The organism is Candidatus Nitrotoga sp. 1052 (assembly GCF_927312905.1).
GTDB lineage: Bacteria > Pseudomonadota > Gammaproteobacteria > Burkholderiales > Gallionellaceae > Nitrotoga.
Genome location: NZ_CAKMHQ010000023.1, coordinates 37,153 through 46,964, shown reverse-complemented (window position 1 = coordinate 46,964; position 9,812 = coordinate 37,153). Strand labels below are relative to the sequence as shown.

At 50.8% G+C, this 9,812-nt stretch carries 11 protein-coding genes; 5 read left to right on the top strand and 6 right to left on the bottom strand.

Translation table 11 applies throughout. From position 1 onward, the window contains the following. Positions 1–108: 108 nt before the first annotated feature. From lipA to MJ768_RS04950, 6 genes are all read right to left on the bottom strand, one after another. Positions 109–1,044 (bottom strand): lipoyl synthase, encoded by a 936-nt coding sequence (lipA, locus tag MJ768_RS04975; RefSeq protein WP_239288522.1) that lies wholly within the window; start codon positions 1,042–1,044, stop codon positions 109–111. A 58-nt stretch (positions 1,045–1,102) separates the two neighbouring features. Next, entirely contained in the window at positions 1,103–1,807 is a 705-nt protein-coding gene (gene lipB, locus MJ768_RS04970) for a lipoyl(octanoyl) transferase LipB (protein WP_239288520.1), read from the bottom strand. 4 nt (positions 1,808–1,811) lie between these two features. Then, entirely contained in the window at positions 1,812–2,078 is a 267-nt protein-coding gene (locus MJ768_RS04965; RefSeq protein ID WP_239288529.1) for an HP0495 family protein, read from the bottom strand. Between the two features lie 142 nt (positions 2,079–2,220). Next, the gene (locus MJ768_RS04960; RefSeq protein WP_239288518.1) at positions 2,221–3,078 is read right to left on the bottom strand and encodes a D-amino acid aminotransferase; all 858 of its coding nucleotides are present in this window, start codon (positions 3,076–3,078) and stop codon (positions 2,221–2,223) included. Positions 3,079–3,100: 22 nt separating this feature from the next. Further along, positions 3,101–4,240 (bottom strand): D-alanyl-D-alanine carboxypeptidase family protein, encoded by a 1,140-nt coding sequence (locus MJ768_RS04955; protein ID WP_239288516.1) that lies wholly within the window; start codon positions 4,238–4,240, stop codon positions 3,101–3,103. 107 nt (positions 4,241–4,347) lie between these two features. After that, the gene (locus tag MJ768_RS04950; protein WP_239288514.1) at positions 4,348–5,232 is read right to left on the bottom strand and encodes an HDOD domain-containing protein; all 885 of its coding nucleotides are present in this window, start codon (positions 5,230–5,232) and stop codon (positions 4,348–4,350) included. Positions 5,233–5,443: 211 nt separating this feature from the next. Between MJ768_RS04950 and MJ768_RS04945 the strand changes: the two genes are divergently transcribed. The 5 genes from MJ768_RS04945 (at position 5,444) to MJ768_RS04925 (ending at position 9,769) form a co-directional block, all read left to right on the top strand. Next, positions 5,444–5,902, top strand: coding sequence for a copper chaperone PCu(A)C (locus MJ768_RS04945; RefSeq protein ID WP_239288512.1), 459 nt, complete (start codon positions 5,444–5,446; stop codon positions 5,900–5,902). Positions 5,903–6,032: 130 nt separating this feature from the next. Continuing rightward, complete coding sequence (gene argB / locus MJ768_RS04940; RefSeq protein ID WP_239288510.1) at positions 6,033–6,917, top strand: acetylglutamate kinase; 885 nt, start codon at positions 6,033–6,035, stop codon at positions 6,915–6,917. Next, on the top strand, positions 6,914–7,555 hold the full coding sequence (locus MJ768_RS04935) for a pyrimidine 5'-nucleotidase (protein WP_239288508.1): 642 nt from the start codon (positions 6,914–6,916) through the stop codon (positions 7,553–7,555). The genes argB and MJ768_RS04935 overlap by 4 nt, the downstream gene beginning before the upstream one ends. A 124-nt stretch (positions 7,556–7,679) precedes the next feature. Further along, on the top strand, positions 7,680–8,795 hold the full coding sequence (locus MJ768_RS04930; protein WP_239288506.1) for a 3-deoxy-7-phosphoheptulonate synthase: 1,116 nt from the start codon (positions 7,680–7,682) through the stop codon (positions 8,793–8,795). 68 nt (positions 8,796–8,863) lie between these two features. Then, positions 8,864–9,769: a helical backbone metal receptor gene (locus MJ768_RS04925; protein ID WP_239288504.1), complete on the top strand. Its 906-nt coding sequence runs from the start codon at positions 8,864–8,866 to the stop codon at positions 9,767–9,769. Positions 9,770–9,812 lie beyond the last annotated feature (43 nt).

Below are 9,812 nucleotides of genomic sequence, written 5' to 3'. Positions count from 1 at the left end.
CGGAAACTACGCACCGGACTCTGCTGTGCGGTGAATTATTCAGCGTTTCCCTAAGTAATTGAAGATTTAGTCTATAGAATCCCAATAGTTTTTCTTGAATATTGAAAATTATATAGCGCCAGCCTGATGTGCCTGCTCATCTGCATGGTAGCTGCTGCGCACCATCGGCCCGCAGGCTGCATGTGAAAATCCCATTTCCAGCGCGGACTGTTCGAACATTTTGAAGGTGTCCGGATGGACGTAACGTAACACCGGCAGATGACTGTCGGAGGGTTGCAAGTATTGTCCCAGCGTGAGCATTTGTACATCGTGTGCGCGCATGTCTCTCATTACCTGTAGCACCTCCTCGTCAGTTTCGCCCAGTCCCAGCATCAAGCCGGATTTTGTAATTACTTGTGGAAAGCGCGTTTTGAAATCTTTTAATAATTTGAGCGAATGAGTGTAGTCTGCGCCGGGACGCGCTAGTTTGTAGAGGCGCGGCACGGTTTCCATATTGTGGTTAAGTACGTCAGGCAGACTATTCGCCAGAATGTCCAATGCGTTTTCCAGGCGGCCACGAAAATCCGGTACCAGTGTTTCCAGCTTGGTCTGTGGTGATGTAGCGCGAATGGCAGTCAGACAATTGACGAAATGTTGTGCGCCACCATCCCGCAGATCGTCGCGATCCACGCTGGTGATAACCACGTATTTGAGCTTGAGTATCGCAATGGATTGCGCCAGATGTGCCGGTTCGTTAGCATCTGGCGCCAGCGGTTTGCCGTGCCCTACGTCGCAGAAGGGGCAGCGTCGAGTACAGAGGTCACCTAGAATCATGAAAGTGGCCGTACCTTTGCTGAAACATTCGCCAATATTGGGGCAAGATGCTTCTTCGCACACAGTGTGCAATTTGTGTTCACGCAGCAAGCGCTTGACGTCGTGATAACCTTGCCCGCTGCCGGATTTAACGCGTATCCATTCTGGTTTGCGTAGTCGTTGCTCTAGCTGAACAATTTTGATTGGATTACGTGTTGTTTTAGCTGCGCCAGTTTGCTTTTCTATAGTCATTATGATTTTTCCTTTTTGCTAGTTTGCATGCAAGGCGTGCTCTTACATAAGCCATTGTTTATTTTATTGTAGGAGCATGCCTTGTGTGAAATCTTGATGATTCGCAGGAGCCTGCTTCTGCAAATGTGCATGATTGGGCGGATTTCTCTGATTTATGTTGCTGCAATAATTCGATCAAATTCTGTGCAAGTTGCAGTTCCAGTTCGGACCGCGGAGCGCAGATACCCAAGTCTTTTGCCTGGATAACACGCAACCCGGCAAAGCCACATGGGTTGATGTAAGCGAACGGGGCAAGATCCATGTCTACGTTGAACGCCAATCCGTGATAGCAGCATCCATTGCGAATTTTTAATCCGAGTGCGGCAATTTTTGCGTTATCTACATACACGCCCGGTGCTTCCTCCCGCCCCTGTGCTATTACGCCGAATGGTGCAAGCAAATCTATCACAGCCTGTTCCATTAGCCGTACCAGCCCGCGCACGTTAAGTTTCCAGTGGCGTAAATCCAGCATAAGGTAGGCGACGATCTGGCCGGGGCCGTGGTAGGTAATCTGGCCGCCGCGGTCGATCTTGACCACCGGTATATCGCTGGCATGCAGAAGATGTTCCGGTTTTCCTGCCAAGCCTTGGGTATAGACTGGAAAATGATGTAGTAACCAGATTTCGTCTCGCGTGTCGGCGTTACGTGCACCGGTGAACTGTTTCATTGCTTGCCAGGTTTGCTGGTATTCGACCAGACCTAGATGTTTAATCAGCGGTACCATTTCACTAAAGTACCATCACTACTTGTGGGTGGTCGCACAGTTCTTGATACAGCGCATTGAGTTGTTCGCGTGAAGTGGCGCGCACGGTGCAGGTCAGGCCGATGTAGCGTGCGCCGCTACTGGGGCGCATTTCCATGGTGGCGGCGTTAAAGTCGTGATCGTAACGGATTACTACTTCCGCCACTGCTTGCGCGAAGCCTTGGTGCGATAGCCCTAACACCTTGATTGGAAAGTCGCATGGGTATTCGATAAGGCTGTCAGTAAGTGCCATGGATAACTTGGTAAGTTTAGGTTCTTCTATCCCCACGAAGGCAGGGATCCAGCTTGCTTATTTGATGGCAGTTCGATCAAATTTATTACCCCGCTATCTACCAAGTTGTTGGCTGACTGCACGGGAATGTCGGGCTCTTCTACTACGTTTTTCGCATCACGTCGCGCTTGTAGTCCTGATAATGCTTATGTAATTTGGCGAACATCACCCCCGGTTTGCCATCGCCTACCGGTTTATTATCCAGTGTGGTGATGGCAAGCACTTCCTTGGTGGAGGAGGTGAGTAATAGCTCGTCGGCGTTGAATATTTCGTCCTTGGCAATCTTGCGAACTTCATGAGGGATGCTGTTGGCAGCGGCGATTTCCAGCAATACGTCGTAGGTGATTCCAGGCAGCATAAGATTGTCTTTAGGCGGGGCGAGAAGGACGCCATTTTTTACCAAAAAAATGTTGCTGGCTGCGCCTTCAGTCATGAAATCATCATCACGGATCAAAATAGTTTCGGCACAGCCAGCGTCTATAGCCATTTGGCGTAGCAGCACGTTAGGTAAAAGTGAAATGGCCTTGATGTCGCAACGCAGCCAGCGGTTATCCGGCGCGCTTATTGCCCCCACGCCGCTGGTAAGTAACGCGGCAGGTGGTGTGAGAAGCGGGTTGCTCATCATGAATATGGTCGGCTGGACCGAAGGGTTGGGGAAAGCATGGTCGCGTTTGGCCACCCCGCGCGTGATATGCAGATATAAATACTGATCTTCGGTTGTGTTGCATTCGATCAGATCCGTGATGAGCTTAGTCCATTCCAGGTCACTGTGCGGGTTTGTCAGGCGTATGCCGTCCAAGCTGAATTGCAGGCGCTTTAGATGTTCGGCCAGACGGAAAGCAAAGCGTGAATACACCGGGATAACTTCATATACGCCATCGCCGAAAATGAAGCCACGATCCAGCACAGGAATGCGGGCTTCTTCAATGGGCATGAATTGCCCGTTCAAATAGACTGTCATTTTATGATCCTTAAAGAAGCCTTTATTTGAAAAGTAAACGGATACTGTCCCAACCGCGCGAAAATACATTGGCCAGCGGCATCGGCTCCAGCGCGACCAGCTTGTAATCGGCATATGGTTTGCCGCCCAGGGTAATTTTTATCATGCCGATTTTTTGCCCACCAGCAATCGGCGCAATAAGAGGCTGTTGTGTTTCCATGGTTGCCTTCAATTGTGCCATTTGTCCCGTAGGGATGGACAGGAACAGGTCGCTGCGGAATCCCACTTTGACCTTGCTCTCGGTGCCTTTCCACAAACGTAAGCTGGCTACCGGTTCGTTCTTCTGATATAGGCGCACTGTTTCAAAATTTTGGAACCCGTAATTTAGTAGTTTCTGGCTTTCGGTTGCTCGCAAGTTGTCGGTGGATGCGCCCAGCACCACTGATATCAGTCGCCGCTGGTTGCGCTTGGCCGAAGCCACTAAACAGAATCCTGCACTTTCTGTATGTCCTGTTTTCATTCCGTCCACATAGGGATCCATCCACAATAAGCGGTTGCGGTTGGCTTGATTGATATTATTGTACTGATATTCGCGCAAGCTATAGAGCGGATAGTGTTCGGGAAAGTCGCGCACTATGGCGGCGGCGAGTAGCGCTGTATCATACGCACTGGAATAGTGCTGTGGATGCGGCATTCCGGTGGCGTTGATGTAATGCGTGTTGCTCATGCCCAATCGTTGCGCTTCCTGGTTCATCAGTTTGGCGAAGTTTTCCTCGCTGCCAGCTATGGTGGTTGCCAACACGCGCGCTGCGTCGTTACCAGACTGTACGATGAGGCCGCGCAGTAATTCAGCAATTGTTACTGGTTTATTTTTGTCGAGAAACATGCGTGATTCCAAGCCTTGGGCGCGCAGTGCTTCTTCTGAAGGGATTATTGTTTGGTTCAGCGAGAATTTGTTCAGCTTTAGGGAGTTGAAGGTCAGATAGGCCGTCATCAGCTTGGTAATGGATGCTGGTTCGGTGCGTTCATTGCCGTTTTGGTCGACCAGAATCTGATTGCTGGTAAAGTCGTATAGCAGATAGGATTTTGCTGCCAGCACTGGAGCGGGCGGCAGGTTGGCTAGCTGCGCCTGGGCAAACAATGGAAATAACAGAGCGATGAGAAACGACAGCGTAAACTTCATATTGAGACCAGTAACCAAAACCGTGATTATAGACGTGTGGGATTGGTTGGGCTATGGGGTGAGTTTGATTGCCTAGGTTAAATGCGCCGGAAAACCGCGTATCTTAATCAATATATTGCTGAAGCTTGCTCCGCTTGTTCAGCTACTTGTACGCCAATTTCCTCAGCCTTGCTCGGATCTATGCCCAAAACTTCCCAATCCTTGTCGCTGATGTTGGCATCGACGTGTTCATGAATGCCAAAGGAAGCCAGCAATTTTTCTGCCAAGCTAATCATGTGCACTATTGGTTGTCCCGCTGCCGCCTCGACTTCATCCGGTGTATGGTGGTAGCGTAGCACGGCTATAATTTCATCCGGCAAATTCCAGTGGCGCGCTAGTTCCGCCCCCAATTCGTCGTGGCATATTTCCAGCATTTCCCGTTCGATACTCAGCACAGGACTATCAGATTCTGCTGACAACAGGACATGCAGGTCATCGCTCCGTTTGGGATCCAGGAAAGCGAGCGCAAGATAGCCTATGTCGTGCAGTATGCCGGCTAAAAAAACTTGGTCATCCTTAGGACGGATCTTTGCGGGCATGGCACGAGCGATGGCAAGCATGGCAAACGCGATGCCAAAGCTATGTAACCAAAGATCCTGTGTCTTAAACTTACCCGTGGCTACTTTGGTCGACAAGGACATGATCGCGATGCTAGTCGCAATCGATTTGACACGGTTTATGCCCAGCAATATCGCAGCCTCTTTTACTGATGTTGTTTTTCGTGCGGAGCCAAGCATTGCTGAATTGGATAGCCCGATAATTTTTGCTGAGATTTGCGGGTCTTGCTCGATCAGCATTAACATTACCCGTTCGTCTTCGTCGGAATTTATCTGTAGTGCCAGCAGCTTTTGCGCAATGACCGGCATGGCGGGCAGCGCATCAATATGTTTGACAGCCTGTCTAAGATCAATATTTTGGTTGCTGGGAGCTATATGTGTGCTGTTGGTCGACATGTTTTATTCCTCGAGTTTATTCTGTTCGTTATTGTAAAGTGCGAAATGCTTACGGCTAACATTTTAGCCAAATTGCTGTCGGAAAAAGCTTATATTTCGCTAAATTCATGTAGATGTTCGGTTTTCTGGATTCTATTGTAGAGGGCATGCTTGCCTATTTTCGCGCAATTCCTGTATCTTACTGTACATCTTTTAAATTAAGGAGACTCAAATGCGTTACGCAATTGCAATCGTCATGTTGTTTTGTGCGGCACAAGCATGGGCAGAAAATGTGGTAGTAAGCGACGCATCGGCGCGCGCCACGGCACCGGGACAAGAAAGCGCCGCAATACGGTTTTCCATTACCAGCAAGAAAGAAGCACGGCTGATGGCGATTGTCAGCCCGGTTGCGGGTGCAGTCGAAATTCACAGCATGACGCATGATAACGGGGTTATGAAAATGCGTGCCATTGAATTTCTGCCGTTACCTGCAGGCAAGATGGTTAAGCTGGGAGTGAGCGGTAATCATGTGATGTTGCTTAACCTCAAGAATCCGCTTAAAGCGGGTGACAGTGTGCCACTTACCATTACCGTTGAGTTCGCCGATAAGCACAAGGAGAAGATTAATGTGAATGCCGAAGTTAAACCACTCACCGCAAGCAGAAATGAGCACGAGCATCATAACCATTAGTATTAATCATCATTGAGTAAACGGGGGCTGCGCGTGTAATGGGCGGCTTGGTGCCGCCCGTTTGTTTCGTGCTGCAATGATGGTGGACTTCTGGGGTAAAATGCGCGCCTGTTTAGCGAAGGAAAACATCATGTCACTTACCCCTGCCACCGCCGTCCAGAAAGCTCATACGCTGTCTGAGGCGTTGCCATACATCCAACGGTTTTTTGATAAAACTATCGTAATCAAATATGGCGGCAATGCCATGACCGATCCAAAGCTGCAGGAAAGTTTTGCGCGCGACGTGGTATTGCTCAAGCTGGTCGGCATGAATCCGGTAGTCGTTCATGGCGGCGGGCCGCAGATCAACGATCTACTTCAGCGCATTGGTAAGCAAGGGGCATTCGTTCAAGGCATGCGCGTCACGGATGAAGAGACCATGGATGTGGTCGAAATGGCGCTGGGCAAGGTCAACAAGGACATCGTTAACTTGATTAACCGGTATGGTGGCAAGGCGGTGGGGCTGACCGGGCAGGATTCCTCATTTATCCGTGCGGACAAGATGCTGCTGGAAAGCCGCGATGAGCCGGGCACGATGCTAGACATCGGTCTAGTGGGAGAAATTAATTTAATTGATCCATCCATCATAACTTTCCTCGATTCTGGCGATTTTATTCCAGTCATTGCGCCGATTGCTGTAGGGCCGGATGGTGAGACACTGAACATTAATGCCGACGTAGTGGCGGGCAAGTTGGCGGAAGTGCTGAAAGCAGAAAAACTGGTGCTGTTAACTAACACGCCGGGCGTGCTGGACAAGAGCGGCAAGCTGCTCACCGGCCTGACACCGAAACAGATCGACGAACTGGTGGCGGACGGTACGCTGTCCGGCGGCATGTTACCGAAGATCAGTTCGGCGCTGGATGCCGCGCGCGGGGGAGTGAGGTCGGTGCACATCATTGATGGCCGTGTGGAACATGCGCTGTTGCTGGAAATTCTGACCGACGAAGGTGTGGGCACGCTGATTAAAAGTAAATGAGTCGTATCGTCTGGATTTTTGATCTGGATAACACATTGCACAATGCCGTGCCGCACATTTTTCCGCATATTAACCGCAGTATGACCGCTTACCTGCAACAGCATCTGAAGCTGGATGTACAGGCGGCGAACGAATTGAGAATGCATTACTGGCAACGTTACGGCGCGACTCTAAGTGGCATGATGCGGCACCATGCTACCGACCCCGATCATTTTCTGTGGCATACACACCAGTTTTCACAGTTACCGCAGATGGTGTTGTGTGAAGCGCGCTTGCGCCATGTATTGAAAAGATTGCCGGGCAAGAAGCTGGTATTTTCCAACGCACCGCAGCACTATGCACATGCCGTGCTGCAATTGTTGCGTATAGATGATTTATTCGACGATGTGTTCGCCATTGAGCATACGCGTTACCAGCCCAAACCACAGTTAGCAGGTTTTATACGATTGTTACGCAAGCATCGCTTGAATCCGGCGCGTTGCGTGATGGTGGAAGATAGTGCGGAAAACCTGCAGACTGCCAAACGTCTGGGAATGTTTACCGTGTGGGTGAATGCTACATCCCGATTACCAGCTTATGTGGATGTGAAGATTCGCGATGTGATGAAGTTGCCGCGCATTTTATCGCGGCTGAATTGAAGAAGAAAGCATGGCCGCCAAATCGGCAAGAGCGGCTTTGTGCGAGATCCGGTGACACAGTGGTCGCAGCAATGGGTCATTCTTTCTCGAAAATGATTGGTATGCAAATAACAGGAGCTTCACCATGATATTGATTCTTGCTTCCAATACCAACCAGCAGAGCGGAGACTATCAGCAGCTGATTGCGTATCTCACCGGGTTGATGGGTGTTCAGATACGCGTGCATGTTGAGCGCGGTACTGAGCAGGTATTAACTGAGATTTACCTCATCGGCAACACTAAGCCGCTAGACATCAAGGACATGCAAAGCTTGCCCTGTGTCGAGCGTGTGGTGCGCGTGTCGGAGGAATATCGTATCCTTGGGCAGCATAAAGATGACCCGCGTCCAACGCATTTCGACTATAACGGCGTGCGCTTTGGCCAGGACACGCTCAACGTGTTTGCCGGACTTTGTGCGGTGGACAACGCCGAACATGTTGAAATCATGTTAAAAGCATTGCGCGATAATGGCCAGGTTTGCACGCGTATGGGCGCGTACAAGCCGCGCACCAGCCCCTATGCTTTCCAGGGGCATGGCAAGAATTGTTTGCCGTTTGTTTTCGACTTGGCGGGGAAATACGGCATAAAGGTGATTGCGATGGAAATTACGCATGAGTCGCATCTCAACGAAATCCGCGCAGCATTGCAGCAGACCGGCAACCCCACTGGCGTGATGTTACAGATTGGTACACGTAATACACAGAATTTCGAGCTGCTGAAAATCGTTGGGCGCCAGCAGGAATTCCCGGTGCTGCTTAAACGCGGCTTTGGCATCACGCTGGATGAATCACTCAACGCCGCCGAATATCTGGCATCTGAAGGCAATCGCAATGTGGTGTTTGGCTTGCGTGGTATGAAGACCAACATGGGCGATCCGCACCGCAACTTGGTGGACTTTGCGCATGTGCCGGTGGTCAAGCGTCTGACCCGGATGCCAGTATGCATTGACCCATCGCATTCCGTTGGCACGCGCAGTGCCGCGCCAGATGGCATTCTCGATTTGATGCATATCACCGCGCAGGGGGTGATGGCCGGCGCCAACATGGTGCTGGTGGATTTTCATCCAGTTCCCTTAAAGGCTCTGGTGGATGGGCCACAGGCATTATTGCTGAAAGAATTGCCGCACTTCCTTGAGGATGTACAAATTGCGCGCGATGCGTATCTGAAGCGTGTGGCATTGGCGCAACGTTTTGCGCAGTGAATGGATGCCTTGCACTTCAGCCTGTTTCGTTCCCTTCGCTTTATTCTTCCCGCTTGCCGGAGATGAGTGTGAGAAGCGAGGGTAAAAGTAATTTTATTATTGTAAAGCGTGCCATTTTTTTCTGCCTGCTGCTGTTTTGCGCAACTTCGCAGGCCACGACGCCATTTACTGTCACCGATGCTAGTGGCACGCAAGTAGTATTTGCCACACCGCCGCAGCGCATTATCTCTTTAGCCCCCAACCTTACCGAACTGGCTTATGCCGCAGGCATGGGCAGTCATATGGTGGCTGTTACGGCATACAGTGACTATCCACAGCAAGCCAAACAACTGCCGCAAGTAGGCGATGCATTTCGACTCGACTGGGAACGTTTGGTTGCGTTAAAACCCGATCTGGTGCTTGCATGGGGCAGCGGCCTGTCATCGCGTGACCGCGCCACATTTGAAAAGCTGAAGTTGAAAGTGCTGGTACTGGAACCACGCCGTCTTGATGATATTCCCAAGGCCTTGCGCTTGCTGGGACGCGTCGCCGGCATTGAGGCTGTAGCCGAAGCTGCTGCGCACGCCTTCGTGCAGCAGCTTGATACCTTGCGCCGGCAATATGCTGGGCGCACTAAGGTGCGCGCCTATTTTCAAATTGCCGCAGCGCCGCTGCTTACGGTGAACGATGCACATATCATCAGTGACGTGCTGAGATTGTGCGGTGCACAGAACGTATTTGCCGCTGTGCCCTTGTTGACTCCTGCCATTTCGAACGAGGCACTGGTAAAAGAAAATCCGCAGGTGATGCTGGCTGTCGCCGCCACGCATGAACAGGAAGAAGAGACGAAAAGAATATGGCGCGGGTTGCCGTTGATTGCTGTCCGACAAGGTCGCATGGCTTTCATTCACCCCGACCTGATCAGCCGCTCCACGCCGCGCATTCTGCTTGGTGCAAAACGGATATGCGAACAGATAGAGTCAGCTCGGCATTAAGAGGGTTGAGCGCATTGCGTAGCGAGGCGAATTACACTGTCGC